At 63.0% G+C, this 19,802-nt stretch carries 18 protein-coding genes and 1 pseudogene; 15 read left to right on the top strand and 4 right to left on the bottom strand.

From position 1 onward, the window contains the following. The 4 genes and pseudogenes from EOA19_RS33415 to EOA19_RS36245 all read left to right on the top strand — a co-directional run. On the top strand, positions 1 to 748 hold a 748-nt coding region (locus EOA19_RS33415), incomplete at its 5' end, for a transporter substrate-binding domain-containing protein (RefSeq protein WP_128305987.1). A 143-nt stretch (positions 749 to 891) separates the two neighbouring features. Beyond that, the gene (locus tag EOA19_RS33410; RefSeq protein ID WP_128305986.1) at positions 892 to 2,172 is read left to right on the top strand and encodes an FAD-binding oxidoreductase; all 1,281 of its coding nucleotides are present in this window, start codon (positions 892 to 894) and stop codon (positions 2,170 to 2,172) included. A gap of 19 nt (positions 2,173 to 2,191) precedes the next feature. Then, positions 2,192 to 3,163, top strand: a complete 972-nt coding sequence (locus EOA19_RS33405; protein WP_127297614.1) for an amino acid ABC transporter permease — start codon at positions 2,192 to 2,194, stop codon at positions 3,161 to 3,163. A gap of 234 nt (positions 3,164 to 3,397) precedes the next feature. Continuing rightward, positions 3,398 to 3,522: pseudogene (locus tag EOA19_RS36245) on the top strand (SOS response-associated peptidase); the annotation flags it as partial. Positions 3,523 to 3,548: 26 nt separating this feature from the next. Here EOA19_RS36245 and EOA19_RS33390 read toward each other — a convergent pair. Next, entirely contained in the window at positions 3,549 to 3,791 is a 243-nt protein-coding gene (locus EOA19_RS33390; protein ID WP_127297616.1) for a DUF982 domain-containing protein, read from the bottom strand. A 407-nt stretch (positions 3,792 to 4,198) separates the two neighbouring features. On the opposite strand from EOA19_RS33390, the gene EOA19_RS33385 reads away from it, so the two are divergent. The 5 genes from EOA19_RS33385 (at position 4,199) to EOA19_RS36595 (ending at position 9,160) form a co-directional block, all read left to right on the top strand. Beyond that, positions 4,199 to 5,395 carry a DUF932 domain-containing protein gene (locus tag EOA19_RS33385; protein ID WP_128305984.1) on the top strand — a complete coding sequence of 399 codons (1,197 nt, stop codon included), beginning with the start codon at positions 4,199 to 4,201 and terminating at the stop codon, positions 5,393 to 5,395. Between the two features lie 324 nt (positions 5,396 to 5,719). Then, positions 5,720 to 7,870: a ParB/RepB/Spo0J family partition protein gene (locus EOA19_RS33380; protein WP_128305983.1), complete on the top strand. Its 2,151-nt coding sequence runs from the start codon at positions 5,720 to 5,722 to the stop codon at positions 7,868 to 7,870. 117 nt (positions 7,871 to 7,987) lie between these two features. Then, positions 7,988 to 8,380 carry a hypothetical protein gene (locus tag EOA19_RS33375; RefSeq protein ID WP_164893112.1) on the top strand — a complete coding sequence of 131 codons (393 nt, stop codon included), beginning with the start codon at positions 7,988 to 7,990 and terminating at the stop codon, positions 8,378 to 8,380. A gap of 133 nt (positions 8,381 to 8,513) precedes the next feature. Continuing rightward, on the top strand, positions 8,514 to 8,891 hold the full coding sequence (locus tag EOA19_RS36240; protein WP_245486443.1) for a DUF1419 domain-containing protein: 378 nt from the start codon (positions 8,514 to 8,516) through the stop codon (positions 8,889 to 8,891). Further along, positions 8,777 to 9,160: a DUF1419 domain-containing protein gene (locus EOA19_RS36595; protein WP_348629863.1), complete on the top strand. Its 384-nt coding sequence runs from the start codon at positions 8,777 to 8,779 to the stop codon at positions 9,158 to 9,160. The genes EOA19_RS36240 and EOA19_RS36595 overlap by 115 nt, the downstream gene beginning before the upstream one ends. A 139-nt stretch (positions 9,161 to 9,299) precedes the next feature. On the opposite strand, the gene EOA19_RS33365 is transcribed toward EOA19_RS36595, so the two are convergent. Then, entirely contained in the window at positions 9,300 to 9,764 is a 465-nt protein-coding gene (locus EOA19_RS33365; protein ID WP_348629862.1) for a hypothetical protein, read from the bottom strand. A 220-nt stretch (positions 9,765 to 9,984) separates the two neighbouring features. Between EOA19_RS33365 and EOA19_RS33360 the strand changes: the two genes are divergently transcribed. Then, positions 9,985 to 10,662, top strand: coding sequence for a transposase (locus tag EOA19_RS33360; RefSeq protein ID WP_245486441.1), 678 nt, complete (start codon positions 9,985 to 9,987; stop codon positions 10,660 to 10,662). A gap of 35 nt (positions 10,663 to 10,697) precedes the next feature. On the opposite strand, the gene EOA19_RS33355 is transcribed toward EOA19_RS33360, so the two are convergent. Further along, on the bottom strand, positions 10,698 to 11,891 hold the full coding sequence (locus EOA19_RS33355) for a DUF1173 domain-containing protein (protein ID WP_127297748.1): 1,194 nt from the start codon (positions 11,889 to 11,891) through the stop codon (positions 10,698 to 10,700). A 185-nt stretch (positions 11,892 to 12,076) separates the two neighbouring features. On the opposite strand from EOA19_RS33355, the gene EOA19_RS33350 reads away from it, so the two are divergent. From EOA19_RS33350 to EOA19_RS33330, 5 genes are all read left to right on the top strand, one after another. Next, positions 12,077 to 16,594: a strawberry notch family protein gene (locus EOA19_RS33350; RefSeq protein ID WP_128305981.1), complete on the top strand. Its 4,518-nt coding sequence runs from the start codon at positions 12,077 to 12,079 to the stop codon at positions 16,592 to 16,594. 13 nt (positions 16,595 to 16,607) lie between these two features. Further along, positions 16,608 to 17,651 carry a toprim domain-containing protein gene (locus tag EOA19_RS33345; protein WP_128305980.1) on the top strand — a complete coding sequence of 348 codons (1,044 nt, stop codon included), beginning with the start codon at positions 16,608 to 16,610 and terminating at the stop codon, positions 17,649 to 17,651. A gap of 246 nt (positions 17,652 to 17,897) precedes the next feature. Then, the gene (locus EOA19_RS33340) at positions 17,898 to 18,839 is read left to right on the top strand and encodes a DUF2493 domain-containing protein (protein WP_128305979.1); all 942 of its coding nucleotides are present in this window, start codon (positions 17,898 to 17,900) and stop codon (positions 18,837 to 18,839) included. 62 nt (positions 18,840 to 18,901) lie between these two features. Then, positions 18,902 to 19,162: a type II toxin-antitoxin system prevent-host-death family antitoxin gene (locus EOA19_RS33335; protein ID WP_057143280.1), complete on the top strand. Its 261-nt coding sequence runs from the start codon at positions 18,902 to 18,904 to the stop codon at positions 19,160 to 19,162. Then, on the top strand, positions 19,152 to 19,571 hold the full coding sequence (locus EOA19_RS33330; protein WP_128305978.1) for a hypothetical protein: 420 nt from the start codon (positions 19,152 to 19,154) through the stop codon (positions 19,569 to 19,571). Before EOA19_RS33335 ends, EOA19_RS33330 begins: the two co-directional genes overlap by 11 nt. Here the strand turns inward: EOA19_RS33330 and EOA19_RS35720 are convergent. Next, positions 19,555 to 19,802: hypothetical protein (locus EOA19_RS35720; RefSeq protein ID WP_206638154.1), on the bottom strand; the 248-nt coding region annotated here is incomplete at its 5' end. The two genes, EOA19_RS33330 and EOA19_RS35720, sit on opposite strands and share 17 nt — an antisense overlap.

Below are 19,802 nucleotides of genomic sequence, written 5' to 3'. Positions count from 1 at the left end.
CGACCGGGTTACCTCGAAGAAGGCAATGGTGGTCGCCACAAACAGCGGCTGGCCGCCGCAAAGCTTCCTCGATGACAGCAATCAGTTGGTCGGATTCGACATCGACGTCTCGAAGGAGATCGCAAGGCGCCTCGGTGTCGAGGTCAGTTTCGACACGCCGGACTGGGCGACGATGACGGGCGGCCATTGGCAGGGACGCTACGATCTGGGGGTCGGCTCGGTGACGCCGACCAAAGCGCGGGCCAAGGTGATCGATTTCGAAGGCATCTATTATTATAGCCCCTACGTTTACGTGGTTCACAAGGACAGCCCGGCCAAGTCGGTCGCCGACCTAAATGGTAAGATCATCGGCGTCGAGACCGCCACCACGTCGGAGGATTTCATCCGCAGACAACTCGAGATCGATGCTCCCGGCCTGCCGCCCATCGAATACAAGCTGGAGCCCGGTGAGATCAGGACTTTTGCCGACTCAATGCTGCCGTTCGACGATTTGAGGCTCGGCGACGGCGTGCGCCTCAACGCGGTCATCGCACCGGAACAGACGGCGCAGAACGCGATAAAGAACGGCTACCCCCTGCGTGTCCTAGAAGGCGGCTATGCCTTCCGTGAGCCACTGGTGGTGATCGCGGAAAAAGGTGATGGCGAGTGGAATGCCAAAATCGGCGGCATTCTCGACGAGATGAAGAAGGACGGTACCCTCGCGAAGCTGACCACCAAGTGGTACGGCAAGGATTACAGCGCCGACTGAGGAGCGTCGTGGACAAGCTTGAGCGGGATACATTCAATTGAACATCCCGCTCCATCTGTTTTGTTTCAGCTGCATTTCCACGACACCGGGCGGCTCCGCCTGCCTGCAAAATGCTCTAGTGCCACCACCTCATCATACTGATCATGACATATCCTGACACCTATTACCGACGCACGCTTGCCGACAACACCATCAGACCGGCGCTGAGCGGCGTTTCGGAGTGCGAAACAGTCGTTGTCGGCGGCGGACTGGCCGGCCTGACGACGGCGTTGCAGCTGGCTCGCGCCGGCCAGCAGGTCGTCGTGCTTGAGGCGCAGCGCATCGGCTTCGGCGCTTCCGGTCGCAATGGCGGCTTCGTCAATCCCGGCTTCGCCACCGGCACCGACAACATCGCCGCGATGGCCGGCGTGGGCGCGGCACAAAAACTGCACCGCCTGTCCATCGAAGGCGTCGACTTCGTGCGGCAGACGATCCGCGATCTCGATATCAAGGCGGCAGAGCCGCGCTCCGGTATATTGAGCGTGCTTCGCCATGATGGTGGCCCCGCGCTCAAGGCATATGCCGAGCAGCTGGCGCGGGATTTCGACTATCGGCTCGACTATCTCGATCGCGACCAGGTGAGAGCGGTGCTGCGTTCCGATCGCTACCACCAAGGCCTGCGCGATCCCAGCGCCTTCCACATGCATCCGCTTAACTATCTGCGCGCCGTTGCTGGCGAGATCGAACGGCTGGGCGGCAGGATATACGAGAGAACGGCTGCCGTTGAAGCCAACCTTGACGGCGCCGAAAAGGTCTTGCGTACCGACAGCGGCGAAGTGCGCGCCCGCCAGGCCGTATTTGCCACCGGCGGATATACGGGGCCACTGGTCAGCCGGCTGCAGCGGGCATTCCTGCCGATCGCCACTTACGTCATGGTGAGCGAGGAGGCGCCTGACCTCATCGCCAAAGCGATTACGACGACCGACGCCGTCGGCGACAACCGCCGCGCAGGCGATTATTACCGTGTTGTCGAAGACGGCAGGCGGCTGCTCTGGGGAGGGCGCATCACCACCCGGGCAGCGTCATCGGGTGTGTTGGCGAGGCAATTACGCCGTGAGATGATCACCACTTATCCGCAGCTCGAACAGCTCAAGACCGAACTCGCCTGGTCCGGGCTCATGTCTTATGCCCGACACCTTATGCCCCAGATAGGCCCGTTGCAGCCGGGCGTCTGGTACCTCACGGCCTTTGGCGGCCATGGCATCAACACCACGGCGATCGCCGGCAAGCTGATCGCCGAAGCCATACTGGGGCAATCGGACCGCTACCGGCTGTTCGCACCATTCGGCCTTGCCTGGGCGGGCGGCCCGGCTGGACTTGCGGTTGCGCAACTCACCTACTGGAAGCTGCAGGCGCAGGATTGGTGGCGCGAGCGCGCCCGTTGACCACAGGGAGATCGAGGACGTGATCGGCCGACTGTTGCTCAACCACCCGGACGCGGCGCGCCGCGTTGGCGTGTTCTTCATGCTCGCCGCCTTCGCCGCCGGCCTGTACGGGCTCGGCATCAAAGCCAGTTGGCTCGGCAAGCTTGTTCCGGGGGCAGTCGAGTGGCTCGCCGCCAACCCTGAGATCGGGCGGGCGGTCTCGGCGGTGCTGATCGCACTGATCGTGGCGGCGAACTGGAACGCGCTGCGGTATCTCAGCCGCAAACAGCAGATTGTGGCGGTTTGGATAGAGCTGTTCGTGTTGTTAATGCTGTTTTTCTATTCCTTCGACCTGTCCTTCGCGTTCATCGCCAAGAAGATCGGCTTCCTCGTCTCGAAGGGTGTAGTGACGACCCTCTACATTTCGGCGATTTCGATCGCCATCGCCACCCTCATCGCCTTCGTTGGCGCCATCGCCAAACTTTCCCGCAACGGCGTGGTCTATGGGTTGGCGACCTTCTATACCTCTCTGTTTCGTGGCTTGCCGCTGCTGATGCAGATCTACATCATCTATCTCGGCCTGCCGCAGATTGGCTACGTGATCGGAGCCGTGCCGGCCGGCATCATGGCGCTGTCACTCTGCTACGGCGCGTACATGACCGAGATCTTCCGTGCCGGCATCGAAAGCATCTCGCGCGGCCAGACCGAGGGTGCTACGGCACTCGGCCTTAGCGCTAACCAGACGATGTTCCTGGTCATCCTACCACAGGCGATGCGCGTCATCGTGCCGCCGACCGGCAACCAGTTCATTGCGATGTTGAAGGATTCCTCGCTGGTCTCGGTGGTCGGGGTCTGGGAGATCATGTATCTCGCACGCACACAAGGCCAGACCGAGTTCCGCCACATCGAGATGCTCATTACCGCCTCGATGATCTATTGGCTGCTCTCGATGGGGCTCGAATTCCTGCAGTCGCGGATCGAGGACCGGTTCGGGCGCTCACTCAAGCGCTGATCGTCATCCGTGATTTCGCCAAAACGAGTTGCTCTTTACTGCTGCAGCCAGCTTCGGAGAGCAGCAGCAGATTGGCCACGTCGGCAAGAGTGATTTACCTGTCCGGCTCGGCCCGCGCATGGTAAAGGGTCTCGCCAACCATGACGGGGTGGCGATCATCGCTGCGCGGGCCGATGAGCCCTTCGCCTCGGTAGACGATCTGTCATCATAAGGCGCTCCGTGGACGATGTTGAGATGGCAGAGCTGCCTTGGGACCTTCAGCCAGGGAAGTTGGAGGCAGGCCATTCACCGTCATGCGTGCTGAGGGCAGGACTGTTCCCAGTCATCGTTGCCTCGTTCGGGCATCCGAGTTCCGGCACCAAAGCCGGAAGAGATCATTTGGACCTCAGTCGCTGCGTAGGATTTTCGCTTCTAAGGCCGCTGTAACAAAGGCCCGTCTCGCTACCGGCGTCCGGGCTTCACCACGCAGAACCTGAAGACACGCATCCATGGCCAGTTTTCGCTTCTCCGTCCGATGAGGGACACTTCGCAGCAGGATCGTGGCTGCGTCGTTCACATCGAATATGACGCGCTCACGGTCATGCCGGCCAATTTGCACCACCACGGGCCGGACGAACCTGCTCGACATGCAATCACTCTCTCAGTTCCGACATCGATACCGGTCTTCGCGTATCATGACGTAGGGTCAATTTATACATTTGTGGCTAGGGCCAGAACAGAACTGACGGTTGTCCGATCTCAAGACAAGTTGCCTGTCCAATTTCAGCAGGCCGCTACCCAAAATCAGACCGGTCTTGGCGCGCAAGAAAGCACAGCGGAATTCTGCCGCGTCCGGAAGGTGAAGCGGCGCTTGGTCTTCGGACTTTCCTGAAGCCCGTGCCTTCTCTCATGGTGTCAGCCTTGACGCGGCCGCTGCCGCAATGCCGACGCTTCTAATGGTGCGCGGATGCCGGGAGAGGAAGAGGGCGGGCGGGTTGCGGTGGCGGGTAAAGGTCCGGGAGAGAGTCTCCCGGCGCCCGCCAAGGAGCAACACCCATGAACCAGATGGAAATTCTTGCGCCCAAGGGTAACGAGCGTGCCGGTTACAAAGTCGACGTCAGCCGCGGCCAGCGCATAGGCCGCGTGTCGTCAGAATGGTTTAACCGGCCGGCGGACGAGCGATACCTGTCCCTCAACGACCTTGGAAATGCGGTGAAGAGCCGGTCGGAGCGCAGCAAGACCCGCATCGTCGAAAGTGAGCTGATCCGCGTCGAGGCCAGCCGCGACGATCCGGAGCGCCTGAGGCTAATGCTGCCCGATGCGCCTGGCCCTGTTGCCCCCACGCATTGGAGTTTTGGCCAACTCGCCTCCTTGGTCGGCGCACCAGCCACCTATCTGCGGCAGCTTCCAGCCCCGCTCGCGGCGATCAACCTTCAGCACGGTCTCCTCAACCACCGCGCCGAACAGGTTAAGACGCTGGAAATCGAGAACGGGCGCCTCGAGTTGCGGGCGGTGACAGGCCCGGATTACGGCAGAATATTTGACTCAGAGCTGGTGGGCGCCGTGCAAAAGATTGCCGGCAACGGTACCGGCGACACGCGCTGGAAAGTGCCCGGCGTGCTGGACTGGTCGACGGGAATCTACACTCCGCACGTCGACATCTCTAGCGACACCACGACGCTCTACGCTTCTGATCGCGATATCTTCCTGTTCCTCGTCGACGATCTGAACCCGATCGAGGCCGGGCGGCTGCCGAATGGGGAACCGGATCTCTATTTCCGCGGCTTCTATTGCTGGAATTCCGAAGTCGGAGCCCGCACCCTCGGCATCGCCAGCTTCTATCTACGTGCAGTGTGTCAGAATCGTAATCTGTGGGGCGTCGAAGATTTCGAGGAAATCACCATCCGCCACTCAAAATACGCGGCCTCCCGTTTCGCCCTGGAAGCCGAGCCGACGCTGATCCAGTTTGCCGATTCCTCGCCCATGCCATTTGTCAACGGCATCAAGACGGCGCGGCAAAGGGTCGTTGCCAGAGACGAAGACGATCGCCAGGGCTTCCTGCGCAAGCGCGGCTTCTCCAAGTCCGAGACCACGAAGATCATCGATACTGTTCTCATGGAGGAAGGCAGACCACCGGAATCGATCTTTGATTTCGTGCAGGGCATCACGCGGGTCGCGCGCGACAAGCCGCATCAGGATGTCCGCCTGGAAATGGAGGGCAAAGCCAAGAAGCTTCTCGACTTCGCCGCCTGATCCTGAGGAGGCCGGCAACGAACAATTCCGTCGCCGGCCTTGCCACCAGGCCGTCTCCATCAATTCCAGCGCCGTCCTCCTAAGCAAGAGGACAGCGCTCTTTCGTAGGAGTACGCGGTGACGCCAACATGCCGAAGGCGCCTCGGGTGCGGCTCGGCTGCGTCTAGATCCGCGAGCCGAAACCAGCAGCGCTTCATGTTGAGCCTGCAAGTCGGGAGGCGGCGCTGGCGTGAGGCCTGGAGGCAGAGGGGGGAGGGGAGGGTTGCTGACGGGCTTGGAGGTTCGGGGAGAGGCCCCGGGCCGCCCGTTATGGAGAACCTGACCATGGCAAAGAACGCCATTCAGAAGATCGCGATGAACGCCGCGGAGAATATTCCCTATGACAAGCTAATGTTGTCGCAGAAAAATGTTCGGCGCATCAAGGACGGCGTGTCGATCGAGCAGTTGGCGGAAGACATCGGACGGCGAAAGCTGATCCAGAGCCTGAACGTCCGTCCCGTGCTCGACGGCGAGGGCGAGGAGACCGGCACGTTTGAGGTGCCGGCCGGCGGCCGGCGGTACCTGGCGCTCGGCATCCTCATCAAGCAAAAGCGCCTGGCGAAGAACGAGCCAATCCCCTGCATTGTCAACCGCGGGCAGGAGACCTCGGCCGAGGAGGATTCGCTTGCCGAAAACCTCCGGCGCGCCGACCTGCACCCGCTCGACCAGTTTCGTGCCTTCAAGACGCTCAGCGATCAGGGCCTCGATCCCGACGAGATCGGTGCCCGCTTCTTCGTATCGCCGGCCACCGTGAGACAGCGCCTGCGGCTGGCATCGGTATCGCCAAAGCTTCTCGATCTCTACGAGAAGGACGAAATCCGGCTCGAGCAAATCATGGCGTTTTCGATCTCCGACGATCATGCGCGCCAGGAACAGGTCTGGGAGCGGATCTCCAGCTCGCACACGCAGGAACCGTATTACATCAGGCGTCTGCTGACGGAGACGACGGTGCGGGCCGATGATCGCCGGGCCGTCTATGTCGGCGCCGAAGCTTATGAGGCTGCCGGCGGGGTCATCCTTCGCGATCTGTTCGAGCAGGATTCCGGCGGCTGGTTCCAGGATGCCGCACTTCTCGAGCAGCTTGTCTTCGACAGGTTGAAGGTGGATGCCGAGGCGATCCGCGCCGAAGGCTGGAAATGGGTCGAGGCGGCGATCAGCTTTCCCTATGGCCACACCTCCGGCATGCGGCGCATCTACGCCGAGGCGCAGGAGCTCAGCGCCGGGGAGATTGAACGCTACGACGCGCTGAAGGCCGAATACGACCAGCTGGATGCGGACTATGCCAAGGCCGAGGATGCCGATGAAGCAATCGAGGCGAAGCTTGACCAGTTGGGTTCCGAGCTCGATGCGATCGATGATCGTCCTCAAAGCTACGATCCCGCCCAGAAGGCCATCGCCGGTGTGTTCGTCACGCTTGCCGCGAACGGCGCGCTCCAGGTCGATGCCGGTTTCGTGCGGTACGAGGACGAGCCGCGGACCGAAACCGGCGACGTCGATGAGGGCGAGGAACAGGGCGCCGACGGCGAAACCCGATCTAATGGCGGCGACGATGGCGATGGTGTTGTTGTCAACGGCATACCGGTGCACGACGCCTCGGGCGACGACGGCGAGGACGATGGCATCAAGCCACTGCCTGATCGGCTCGTCTTCGACCTGACCGCGCAGCGGACGCTGGCACTACGCAACGCGGTCGCCGGTGACGTCGACAGCGCCTTCGTCGCCGCACTCCATGCCTTCGTCCTGCAGGTTTTCTATCGCTTCGCGCCGAACACGTGCCTGGAGATCAGCCTGAAGAGCGGCAGCTTCAGTCAGGTCGACGGTCTTGCCGAGACATCCTGGGCCAAGGAGATCTCCGAGCGGCACGAAGCGTGGGACCGCGATTTGCCAGATGAGGCGGAAGGCCTGTGGGACTTCCTGCTCGGCCTCGATGAAGCAAGCCGCAAGGCGCTGTTCGCGCACTGTGTCTCGCTGACCCTCAATGCGGTGGTCGAACCCTGGAACAGGCGAGCGAAGGCGCTCGAGCATGCAGACGTGCTTGGCCGCTCGCTCCAGTTCGACATGGTCGACGCCGGCTGGACGCCCACGGTCGAGTTTCTCGGGCGGCTCACCAAGGCGCGGATTTTACAAGCTGTCCGTGAAGCGCGTGGCGCAGACTCCGCACAGCTGATCGACCACATGAAGAAGGACATCATGGCCCGTGAAGCTGCCCGTCTTCTCGAAGGCTCGAACTGGCTGCCAGAGCCGCTGCGCGTTGAGGTCGATGAAGTGTCTGCCGATGCTGGCGACGCGGTCGCCGGCGACATGTCGGTCGAGGCGGCTCTCGACGGCGATGCCGCCGAGCTTCCCGCCTTCCTCGCCGACGATGCGGATCCGTCCTCCGATGAGCCGGTGACCATAGACAGCGACGAGGCGGACCACCTCCAGGCCGCCGAATAACCGGTATCACGCTCGCACAGGGCCCGGCACTCCCGCCGGGCCCTTTTCAGTTCCAACTCACTCTCGAGCCCGGGATCGCCATTGCGACCCGGGCGCTTGCGTTTCATGGAGATCGACATGTTCGACTGGAACAGAAGCTGCTCCTACGACGAGCAGCAGAAGAGACGTTTCCACACCACAGCCCGTTCACGGCTGAAGAAACTCGCCGCCGAACTTGCCCTGCCGCAGGGAAGTTTTGACCTGCGCTCAAACAAGGCGTGCATAGCCGTTTCCGGTGAAATTACCCTGCACCATGACCGCGCCTACATCCAGGTCGGCCAGTTCGGCTTATCCTCAGGTCACGGCATCCTGATCCGCACCTGCAAGGGCCGCAACGACTATACCGGCGGGGCCAACCACTTCGTTGCGCTCGGCATGCTCGACGACATCCCGGCGCTCGCCGCCGCCGTGCGTGCCATCACCGGGGTTGGTCGAGACGCTTCGCGTTCCTTCGAGCGCCGCGCCGCCTGAACCCTGCAAACCCCATCATCGCGGGTGTACGCGCCGGCCGCAGGCTCGGCCAGTCGACAGCCACAACACCACCAACCAATTGCCACGACGCGGTTCATGCCGCGCGTGGCCGACCTGCGTTTAGGAGAACCCCATGACCGCACATCCGCCGTTCAGTAAGGTGCTCGACGTCGTCGTCACCCGCGAGCAGATGTTCCAACTGTTCAGCCGACACAAGGACACTCCCGGCATCGATCCGCTTTCCGGCACTCCCTATTCAGGCGAGTGGTTCGAGATCCCCGCGTCAGAATACCACTTCATACTCGATTTGATGCCGCCGCTGTTCATGCGCACCGGCATGTTCGGCATGTCGGAGTTCAAGGCCGGCAACGTGACAGCGTATTCTTCGCGATCCGGATCCGCGGGCGCGAGCGCTGGTTTCATGGCTTCTGCGATCTCACGGATCGGCAGTCGCCAGACAAGATGCGCGCCGCCATCATCGCCCACGAGACCGGCGCGAGCGATAGCATGACCCGCGCGGAAAAGCTTGAGGCGATCTGGAACATGACCCCTGTCGAGCTTAGGGGGATCGCCCGCAATGCAGATCCCGAGACCGGTGGGCCGAACATCGCGGCAAACGCACGATTCTCGTTAACGCCGGAAGGCATGGTGCTGTCTTCAAGCTGCTCGATGATCTGTCGGATCTCGAGATCGACGAGTTCCTGTCCAAAGTCCGATTGCGTCGGAGCTGATGAAGGAAGACGACGATGGCCATCTATAAGAACCGCGCTTTGGCGGTGAAGCGTCTCCATCACGGGGAGCGACTTTCGCTCAATGGATGCACCCGCGTACGGCCCATCCTCAAGCTGTTGAGGCATGCGAGACCGTATGGCCAACTGCCCCGAGGATACAAGCATCCGGCCCTCAGCAAAACGTGGCATCAGTGCCTGCGACGCGGGAGGTACCCGGCATTGCGTAAAGCGCCGATGAACAGGCTGGCCGAGCCGGCGATCGTCGTCCTGGCCTGCGTTGCGAGCGGCAGCGTGTTCCAGTCCTCCAACGGAGCGATAAAGCAGGAGAAAGTGCCATTGACCATGCAATGGCTGGTCAACAAGCCTTGCTTATCCAGCACGAGAACGCCTGTCTGATTGCTTGGATACCGGATGGCGGCGACGCGCTGAAATTCCATGTCGCCATCGATGCGCAAATTGAAAAGCAGCACGCCGTGGCTTCTGTGGGCGATTTCTTCGACTTTTTCCGCGAAAGGAACAGAAAGCGCCCGAACGCTGTCGACCGCCATCCCGAAAACAAGCGCGTCCAGCTCATCCTCCCCCATGAGAAGATTAGTTGCCAAGAAAATTGGGATTGCAATCGCTCCAGCCGGATTGTGCACAGCATCCCACACCGCCGGCTAGACGCCTGAGCATCTCGTGTACGATGCAGCTCTCTCTGTTGGCGTGTTTGCCCGCGTTGATTGAGCCGATTGCCCTAGGCCCATGACACACCGCTTGCTCGTTGCGGGGCTTCTCCGATAAAGCACGGCGAGAGCGATAAGATACGTCGGATACTCGCTAACACGAACAGCGACTTGGCTTGCAAGTCATGCTCACATGAAGGAACAGACTATGAAGCGCCAGATCCGGCCATTTATCGTAGAAGTGAAACAGAAGCGCGGCAAGCAAAAGCCAAGCCATTCGATCTGGGGTGGTCTCGACCTGTCCAAAATTGTCACGGAGATGACGCAGCCGGCTCATGCTGCTCCGCTCCCAAATTCCCAGGTCATTGACTTCACTATAAGACCCCTTGATGCTGAAGAAGGGGAAAGACCACAAGCGGAGTATATGATGGCCGATTTTCAGGATGATCAGACTGTTCAGACGACAGTAGCGCCAGCCAGAGTGCCTGAATCGAAGAAGAAAGTTCCGCGAGCAAAGAAAGCGAAGGCAGAGCTCGTAAAGCCGGTCCGCAAGAACGGAGCGAAACCTGCGCCCCAGGCCGCGGAAGCTCCCGTGGCAGCGAAGACCGCCCGAAAGACCTATTCTGAGAAGGAACGCGCCCAGAAGCTTGCCCAGATCGAGAAATCGATCGCTGGCGGCGCGACCAGCAAGATTGCGGTTGGCCAGGCCGGCATATCCGAGCAGACCTACTATTATTGGAAGAGGGCTGCCGCACCTTCTTCAGACAGCGGCGATCTCCGTGATCTTGTCGCGCTCGAAGAAGAAAACAAGCGCCTCAAGAGCCTGCTTGCCGAGCGTCTACGCAAGGAAAATGCCGAGCTCAAGAGGAAGCTGGGCCTGGCCTAAGACATACTGAAGCAGCCACGAAATTTCGCCGACACTCAAGGCGGTAGCGGCGGCATATCGCCTTCGCCGACCCGCCACACCCAGGAGCCGATCTCCGGTCGCGCGGCGATCATTTCGTCTAGCGACACTTCGAAGTTCTGGTCCGCTCCGGCCGGAACGACAAAGAGCGCGATCGGCTCGTCCCTGGTCTGAAGCAACGCATTGGCGATCGGCTGGTCGGGTTGCAGGTCAAAGCGCAATCCCTTCACGCTCTTCTCGCGAAGGCGGGCGAGCCCATCGACGAGCCTTTTCTCCGGGACAGTCTCGTAGGGAATCCAGTTCTCGGACACCACCATCAACGCGACCTCCTCGACAATGGCGAGGCCGGCCAGGTTCAGTCCGAACGTCGCGATCGTCATGAGATGCGAGCTGGAATCCGCTGCCCACAACGACAATTCTTTTTCAAAACGCGCCTGCAAGCGGCGATGCAATGCATCGTCGATGATGAAGGGAAAACCGGGCAGGTGCCTGATGACGAGTTTCTGACCGGAGCGGGCGGGCACGATCTCCTTCACTTCGCCGACCAGGACGAGCAACTTTCGTGGACCTGATTTCGGCGGGAGCGCCGTGCCGAGAACCGCGTTGCGACGCTGCTCGATGGCTTGCCTGTTCTCGGCCCGAAACGGCTCGGGCACGAACAGGATATCGGCGAGTGGTCCGCCCCTCACTGTCATTTGCCCGGCAGCCTCAAGGAGATGCCAGCGGACATTCCACCAATGCCGTTTGCCGGCCCACCTCGATGTCCAGACCGTCAGTTCGGCCTCGTGCCAGAGATAATGAAGCAGGCCACGCAGCGACATTCTCCTGGGATCGGCGGTTACGCTGGCGGAACTTTGCCCCGCAGGCACCGATGCCGCGCGGCTCCCTGTCTTCGACAGGCTGAAGTCCAACTTGAGGGCGGCCAAGCCGTTTTGCGGATCGAGCTCTATCGCGCTGCCCATCAAGGCGCCCAGCCCGGACAGTTCATAAGGTGATTCATAGGAATCGCAGGACGGATCATGCCCGCCGCCGCTGAGCGGCATGCGCTTGATCAGATGAAGGTCGCCGATGCGGGCGATGTACATCGGGCAGCCTGGCTCGCGGCACAGGCATAGCGGACGCTCGGTGCGGGCATAGGCGCTTGCAAGCGCCGCCTGCAGGTCAGGCGCTGCCTCATCGTAGACCGCACTGCCAATTCTAAACCGTCGCATCACCTCCACAGCTCCAGGTCGCCGCCGCATCCCTGTGCGCGCATTCAAGTCATGGGTTTGGAGAGAGCGCAACCCCTTTGGTGCATCGGCGCCAGAGGCAGAGGGGAGCCGGGAGGCGTGCGGCCCGGCTGGCGCGCAGAGAGTGTCCGCGCGGGCGCCACTCCCCACTCGCGAAGGACATTTCCATGAACATTGTTTCGCCCACACCGGCCGTTGCCCGGACTGCTGCTCCCCTGGACACGCCGACGCCTGCCTCCATCAACAACGCCCTGGCAATCCATCAGGCGGGAACGCTGCTTTTGCCTTTCCTAGAACAGGGCGAGCCTGTCACCACCGCCGCACTGCGCGCCGCCATGACGACCAGTTTTGGCGGCAGCGATGCGCAAGGGTTGTGGGTCTGGAAGGACGCCTATGAGGCGCTCGAAGTTGCCCAGGTGCTGTTTTTGCGCCGGTTCGGCCCTGCCATCCTGTCGCGGTCGACCACGCCGCAGGCAACGCTGGCGATGATTAAGCGCATTGCCGAACTACTTCCCACCCATACGCGACGGTCCGACGAGAGCCAGGCCCTGCAGCAGCTCTCCACACCCTTGCCGCTGGCCTTCGTCACGGCGCACGCCGCGACGATCGCATCTTGCGACCTCGTTCTCGAACCCTCGGCCGGCACGGGCCTGCTCGCCGTTCATGCCGAAATGGCGCGCGCCTCGATCGCCCTCAATGAGCTTGCCGCGACGCGGGCCGATCTCCTCGGCCTGCTGTTCCCCAGGGTCCCCGTCTCCCGGCACGACGCCGCCCATATCGACGATCATCTCGACGCGGCCATCGAGCCGTCCGTCGTGCTGATGAATCCACCCTTCAGCGTCGGCGCCAATGTCGAGGGCCATGTCACTAATGCGGCATGGCGGCACCTCTCTTCCGCATTCGCACGCCTGCGTCCAGGCGGGCGCCTCGTCGCCATCACCGGCACCGGGCTGTCTCCGGAAAACCCCAAATGGCGGCCGGCCTTCGAACGCCTGCAGCAGCAGGGCACCGTCATCTTCACCGCGGCGCTCGACGGTCGTGTCTACGCCCGCCATGGCACCACCACTGAGACCCGCTTGACCATCATCGACAAAGTTCCTGCTACCGACCCGACCGGGTTCGTCCGGTCGCCGGGCAAGGCCACTGATGTCGAAACGTTGCTCGCCTGGATCAGGGATCTGCCGACCCGGCTACCGGGCGGTTTTCCCGATTCGATCGGCGCGCTGTCCAATGTCATCCCGCGCAATGCCGCCATGCACATGAGCGGCCGATCGGCCGCGAGAGCTTCACCCCTCGCTGTCTCAACGGCGGTCCGCCCGATTGCGCGGGCGAAACCAGCTAGCCAGGTCAAGGCAAACAGTACGCCGGCAGTCCCCCTCGCCTATGAGCTACGCGACTGGATGCCGGAAGAGGGCGGCCGGCTCACCGATTCGATCTACGAACCCTACGCGCTCCAGTCGATCGACATTCCCCGCGCAAAGCCGCATCCGACGCCGCTCGTGCAGTCGGCCGCAATGGCCGCCGTCGCGCCGCCAAAACCTTCCTATCGGCCGCTTCTTCCTGATGCGATCATCGATCAGGGCCTGCTGTCGGACGCCCAGCTCGAAAGCGTCATCTATGCCGGCGAAGCCCATTGCGGCCATCTCGCCGGCACCTGGACGGTTGACGAAACCTGGGATGTCGTCTCGGCCGCCCCAGAAGGGGCTGCGAACGCGGTGCGCTTCCGCCGTGGATGGTTTTTGGGTGACGGAACCGGCTGTGGCAAGGGACGGCAAGTCGCCGGCATCATCCTCGACAACTGGCTGCGGGGGCGCCGCCGTGCAATCTGGATTTCCAAATCGGACAAATTGCTGGAAGATGCCCAGCGCGATTGGGCAGCACTCGGACAGGAAAAGCTTCTCGTTCAGCCGCTGTCGCGCTACCGGCAGGGCACGCCGATCCGCCTTGCCGAGGGCATCCTGTTCACGACCTACGCGACGCTCCGCTCGCAGGAACGGGAGGGCAAGAAATCCCGGATAGCCCAGATCCTCGACTGGGTAGACCAAGAGTCAGGGAGGGCCGAAGGCCCGACGGCGATCAAAGAAAACCCGACGAGGATTGGAGGAAACCCGTCGGGGGCGAAAAAATCTTTCGATGGCGTCATCGTCTTCGACGAGGCCCACGCCATGGCCAACGCAGCTGGCGGCAAAAGCGAGCGTGGCGACGTCGCCCCGTCGCAGCAAGGAAGGGCGGGACTGCGGCTGCAGCACGCCCTTCCCGACGCGCGCGTCGTCTACGTCTCCGCGACCGGTGCCACCGCGGTCGAGAATCTCGCCTATGCGCAGCGTCTCGGCATCTGGGGCAGCGAGGATTTTCCCTTCGCCAACCGCGCCGAATTCGTCGCGGCGATCGAGGATGGCGGTGTCGCGGCGATGGAAGTGCTCGCCCGCGATCTCAAATCGCTCGGTCTCTATGCGGCGCGTTCGCTCTCTTATGACGGGGTCGAATACGACTTGCTCGAGCACGCGCTGACCGAGGAACAGATCCGCATCTACAACGCCTATGCAGATGCATTCCAGGTCATTCACAACAACCTGACCGCCGCGCTCGAGGCGACCAACATCACCAGTGAGTCCGGCACGCTGAACCGCAACGCCAGGACAGCGGCGCGCTCAGCCTTCGAGAGCACCAAGCAACGCTTCTTCAGCCATCTCATCACCTCGATGATGACGCCCACCCTGATCGGCGCGATCGAAAAGGACCGGGTCGAAGGTCATTCGGCGGTCGTGCAGATCGTCTCGACCGGCGAGGCGCTGATGGAACGACGGCTTGCCGAGATTCCGACCGAGGAATGGTCTGACCTGCATGTCGACGTCACGCCGCGCGAGTACGTCGGCGGCTACTTGATGCACTCCTTCCCCACCCAGTTGTTCGAGGAATATTCGGACGCCGAAGGCAACGTCTATTCGCGGCCGGTCCACGACGCCGGCGGCAATCCCGTCCAATGCCGGGAGGCCGTTCGCCGGCGCGACGAGATGATCGAAAAACTCGCATCGCTGCCGCCTGTCGGCAGCGCGCTGGACCAGATCATCCATCACTTCGGCATCGACATCGTCGCCGAGGTGACTGGCCGCGCGCGGCGTATCCTCAAAAAGACCGGCCGCGACGGCATCGAGCGGCTCGCCGTGGAAAACCGCCCTGGCTCGGCTAATCTCGCAGAGACCCAGAGTTTCATGGATGATGACAAGAGCGTTCTGATCTTCTCCGACGCCGGCGGCACTGGCCGCTCCTACCACGCCGATCTCGGGGTCAGGAACCAGAGGCTGCGCAAGCACTATCTGCTCGAAGCCGGCTGGCGCGCCGACAACGCCATCCAGGGTCTCGGGCGGACCCACCGCACAAATCAGAAGCAACCGCCGCTGTTCCGGCCCATGGCCGCCAATGTGAAGGCCGGCAAACGCTTCCTGTCGACGATCGCCAGGCGGCTCGACACGCTGGGCGCGATCACGCGCGGCCAGCGCCAGACCGGCGGGGCAGGGCTGTTCCGTGCCGAGGACAATCTCGAAAGCCCCTACGCGCGGGCCGCACTTCGCCAATTCTACATGCTGCTGCATCAGGGCAGGATCGAGGGCTGCTCGCTCACGACCTTCGAGACCGTGACCGGCCTGTCGCTGACGACTGACGAGGGCGGGCTGCGCGACGAACTGCCGCCGATCACGACCTGGCTCAATCGCCTGCTGGCGCTGCGCATCGAAACCCAGAACCTGGTGTTCGAGGTGTTCGAGCAGTTGATGGCGGCGAAGGTCGAGGGAGCGATCGCTGCCGGCTCCTATGACAAAGGTCTGGAGACGATCACGGCGGAGAGCATCGTCGTCACCGATCGCCGCACCGTCTACGCGCACCCGGTCTCGGGCGCGCAGTCGCATGTGCTGACCGTCGCGCGCAAGGACCGTACACGGCCGCTCAGCCTCGTCGACGCGCTGGCCATCGTCCGGGCGGAACCGCAAGCGGTTCTGTTGGTGAACACGCGATCGAACCGCACGGCGATCCGGGTTCCCACGGCGAGCCTGATGCTCGACGACGGAACCGTCGAACACCGAGTGCGCTTGCTGCGGCCAACGGACGAGGTGCGCTTCGGTCTCGACGCGCTTGCCGAAACCCACTGGCAGCCGACCGACCGAAAATTGTTCTGCGACCTGTGGCAGGCAGAAGTCGCCGCCGTCCCGGAGTTTACCACCAGCACCTTTTACATCGTGACGGGTCTGCTGCTGCCGATCTGGCGTCGGCTGCCGGACCATGATTGTCAGGTCTACCGGATCCAGACCGACGCCGGCGAACGCATCATCGGCCGCCACATCGCGCCGACGCTGGTCGCGACCATGTTTCGCAATCTGGGGCTCGACGATGTACCCAAGCTCGCGCCGGAAGATGCCTGGACCGGGCTTGTCGACGGACGGATCGGGCTGCAACTCGCCGATGGCCTGATTCTACGCCGCAGTCGGGTCATGAACGACTACCGTGTCGAATTGATCGGCTTCACCGACGCGATGGTCCCTCGGCTGAAGGCGCTGGGGCTGATCTCCGAGATCATCTCCTGGAAGCTGCGGCTGTTCATCCCGACGACCGCGCAAGGGTCCGCCATTCTCGCCACGCTTATCGACAGCCATACGCTGGTTGGCGTCACCGACCGAACAGCAGCGGTTTGAGGGGGAAGCGGTCATGTCCGGCTCGGCATCCGAGCTGGCACGCCGCCTCGGCGAACATGCCGAGGCGGCGTGCCGCGAATATCTCTCCAACGGCCATCGCTTCGGCAATTACTGGATGGTCGGTGATGTCCGCAACACGCGCGGCCGTTCCATGCATGTGCGGCTCAAGGCGGTTGGCGGCAAGGCAGCGGGAAGATGGGTCGACGAGTCGTCGGGGGAATATGGCGACCTGCTCGACGTCATCGAGCAGAGCTGTGGCCTGGTCGACTTCCGCGAGGTCGCGGATGAAGCACGTCGCTTCCTCTCCATGCCGCTGCCACCGCCCCAGCCCCTTGGCTCGCATCGCCAGCCTGCTGCGACACGCGGCTCGCCTGACGCCGCGCGTCGCCTGTTCGCCATGTCCCATCCGATCGCCGGTACGCTGGCCGAACGCTATCTTGCCGGTCGCGGCATTTTGCTTTCGACGCATGAGCGCGCGCTGCGCTTCCATCCTGGCTGCTACTACAGGGATTTCGTGACGGGCGAGACGCGGACCCTTCCTGCGCTGATTGCCGCGGTCACCAGCTTCGACGGGAAGATCACCGGCCTGCAACGCACCTGGCTTGATCCCTCGGGTCAGGGCAAGGCGCAACTCGCCGATCCGCGCCGCTCACTGGGTCATCTCTTGGGCAACGCCATCTGGCTTGGGCTTGAGCCCGGTGCGCTCGCCCCGGTTATGGCCGCCGGCGAGGGGTTCGAGACGATGGCTTCGCTTAAGGTGGTGATGCCGGCGCTGCCGGTGGCGGCCGCCACCTCGGCTAATCACCTCGCCGGCCTGACGTTTCCGCTTGGCTGCCGTCGCCTCTACATCGCGGCCGATGCCGACGCCGCCGGCCGGCACGGCATCAAGCGTCTCAGCCAGCGCGCGGGCGAGGCCGGAATCCTCGCCTTGGTGTTGCGGCCGCAGCTCGGCGACTTCAACGACGATCTGCGTCATCTCGGCCAGGCCCATCTCGCGGCATGGCTCAGCGGTCAGCTCGTCCCGGAGGATGCACGTCTCTTCCTGCCGCCCGGATGAATGGTCGGGCCGGCACGCGGGCCGGCGCGGCGTCGCCGGACAGCCTGCAGACATGGCGGCGCTCCACCAGAGAGGCCGCGCCCGCGGCCTGCCTGAGAGGCGACCCCTGCCACCCCCCGGTCACGGCCGCAACGGCTTCGCCGTCCTCCGCTCGCGCTCCGGCCTTCGGTGCGGCCGCGCCCGGGGCGCGGCCGGGATGCGCTGTCAGGCCGCGATGGGCGCGGCCACAACCGACGGAGACACGCCATGACCTACGAGCTTCCTTTCGACGACGCCTACGAACCCTACCACGCCTCCTCGCCGACCGATCGTGTCATCCTCGAACTGCAGATGTACGGCCATCGCCCGCATCAGGACGAACCTGATCCTCGGCCGCTTCCCGACGACGAGGTGATCCGGGCCGGCCTCGCCGGGATCGTAGAAACCTTCGCCGGCATGCTCGGGGACACCAGGCTCGAACCCGATCTCGACGACCTGCTCTGGTCGTTCGCAAACGTCTTCCACCGTGCCGCCGAGCGTGTCGCCCGCAGCCTAGACCGCAACGAGGAGGCGCAGCGTTCGAGCCAGCAGGAGCAGGACGGCTCGGAGGTGAAGTCGGTCGAGCTGGAGCGGCTGACCGCGGAAGGCATCAGCTATATCGAGCGCCGCAACGTGCTCGAAATCATGCGCGATGAGGCCGCCGATCTCTACGAGGCACAAACCGGATCGGCATGGCGACCGCGCACCGGCTCCAAGGTCAGCCACCAGGCGATGACCGCTTCGGTGATCGACAGCCGCGACTTCCTCGCCGCCCGCCGTCGCGCCGAAACCGAGGTGCTCGTTCCAGCAGGGACCAAGATCGCCTTCGCCGGCGGCCTCGACTGCAACGATCACGACAGGATCTGGGACGCGCTTGACAAGGCTCGCGAGAAGCATCCCGACATGGTCCTGCTCCACGGCGGCAGCCCGCGCGGCGCCGAACGCATCGCCGCCTGCTGGGCCGAGAACCGCAAGGTCACCCAGATCGCCTTCAAGCCGGACTGGACCCGGCACGCCAAGGCAGCCCCGTTCCGCCGCAACGACCAGCTTCTCTCCGTGGTGCCCTACGGTCTGATCGTCTTTCCCGGCTCCGGGATCACTGACAACCTTGCCGACAAGGCGCGTCGGCTAGGCATCCCCGTCTGGCGGTTCGCGGAGGACGGCGCGTGAGCGCCGTTTTCTTGCAAATCCAGAAAATCCAGATAATATGGAGATTGGTAAGGAGGCCAGCCATGCGCCAGTTCACGACCGGGGATCTCAACAAGCAGGTTGGCGACGTCACCGACGTTGCCAGCCGCGAACCCGTTATTCTCACCAAGCACCGGAAACCCCGGTTCGTGCTGATGAGCTACGAGCACTACGAACGGATGCGCATCGGCGGCGATCCCCGCCGCGCATACCATGTCTCCGAGATGCCGGAGGAACACACGGAACTCTTCGCCGCCGAGATCGATCGATTGGCGCGCGGGGAAGGATACGATGATGAGCGGTAGATTTCTGCCTGGTCAGGTGATCTCCTACCCGTATCTTTGGGCATGGCAACACGAGCGCGGCGAAACGGAAGGCCGCAAGAGCCGGCCGACCTGCGTGGTCATCGCTGTCCGCGGCGCAAGAGATGGCCTGACCCATCTCGCGCTCCTGGCGATAACCACCCAGCCACCGACCAGCGATCGGGTCGGTTTGGAAGTCTCCGCTATCGAGTGCCGCCGCGCCGGTCTGACCGATCTCAAACGCTGCTGGATCGTGGTTGACGAATACAACTACGATATTGCCGAACGCTCCTGGTACATCGAATCCGACGGTAAGCCCCTCGGTCGTTTCAGCAAGGCATTCATGATGAAGATCGCAGGCGCCTTTATCGAAGCGCGCAGCGAGGGCCGCCGCGTCAGCCGTCTGGATTGACGTTCTCTTTTGCGGCCATGCGCTCGATCCAGGACGTGAGTCTCTGGCTGGCCGACAAAGGCCCGTAGCTCCAAGCGCGTAGCGCCACTAGCCAGATGATGCGCGTAGCGCCTCCGGCAGCTGCAGGCTCCGGGCGCGCCGCCCTGCGGCCGGCCGGGCTCTCGTCGCGGCGTCCCGCCGCTCCCCGAGCCGGCTTCGCCGTCTCGGCCTTCGGGTGACGATCCCTCGCGC

The sequence above is a fragment of the Mesorhizobium sp. M7A.F.Ca.US.010.02.1.1 genome (assembly GCF_004023085.1).
Taxonomy (GTDB): domain Bacteria; phylum Pseudomonadota; class Alphaproteobacteria; order Rhizobiales; family Rhizobiaceae; genus Mesorhizobium.
This window is presented reverse-complemented; position numbering and strand designations above follow the sequence as displayed.

What these genes read in the sequence shown, in the direction of transcription:
- EOA19_RS33355 (WP_127297748.1), bottom strand. Translation starts at nt 11,891, where the DNA reads ATGCGACGGTTTAGAATTGGCAGTGCGGTCTACGATGAGGCAGCGCCT.
- EOA19_RS33330 (WP_128305978.1), top strand. Translation starts at nt 19,152, where the DNA reads ATGAGCGGTAGATTTCTGCCTGGTCAGGTGATCTCCTACCCGTATCTT.
- EOA19_RS33410 (WP_128305986.1), top strand. Translation starts at nt 892, where the DNA reads ATGACATATCCTGACACCTATTACCGACGCACGCTTGCCGACAACACC.
- EOA19_RS33375 (WP_164893112.1), top strand. Translation starts at nt 7,988, where the DNA reads ATGTTCGACTGGAACAGAAGCTGCTCCTACGACGAGCAGCAGAAGAGA.
- EOA19_RS33350 (WP_128305981.1), top strand. Translation starts at nt 12,077, where the DNA reads ATGAACATTGTTTCGCCCACACCGGCCGTTGCCCGGACTGCTGCTCCC.
- EOA19_RS33345 (WP_128305980.1), top strand. Translation starts at nt 16,608, where the DNA reads ATGTCCGGCTCGGCATCCGAGCTGGCACGCCGCCTCGGCGAACATGCC.
- EOA19_RS33390 (WP_127297616.1), bottom strand. Translation starts at nt 3,791, where the DNA reads ATGTCGAGCAGGTTCGTCCGGCCCGTGGTGGTGCAAATTGGCCGGCAT.
- EOA19_RS33360 (WP_245486441.1), top strand. Translation starts at nt 9,985, where the DNA reads ATGAAGCGCCAGATCCGGCCATTTATCGTAGAAGTGAAACAGAAGCGC.
- EOA19_RS33340 (WP_128305979.1), top strand. Translation starts at nt 17,898, where the DNA reads ATGACCTACGAGCTTCCTTTCGACGACGCCTACGAACCCTACCACGCC.
- EOA19_RS33380 (WP_128305983.1), top strand. Translation starts at nt 5,720, where the DNA reads ATGGCAAAGAACGCCATTCAGAAGATCGCGATGAACGCCGCGGAGAAT.
- EOA19_RS36240 (WP_245486443.1), top strand. Translation starts at nt 8,514, where the DNA reads ATGACCGCACATCCGCCGTTCAGTAAGGTGCTCGACGTCGTCGTCACC.
- EOA19_RS33335 (WP_057143280.1), top strand. Translation starts at nt 18,902, where the DNA reads ATGCGCCAGTTCACGACCGGGGATCTCAACAAGCAGGTTGGCGACGTC.
- EOA19_RS33385 (WP_128305984.1), top strand. Translation starts at nt 4,199, where the DNA reads ATGAACCAGATGGAAATTCTTGCGCCCAAGGGTAACGAGCGTGCCGGT.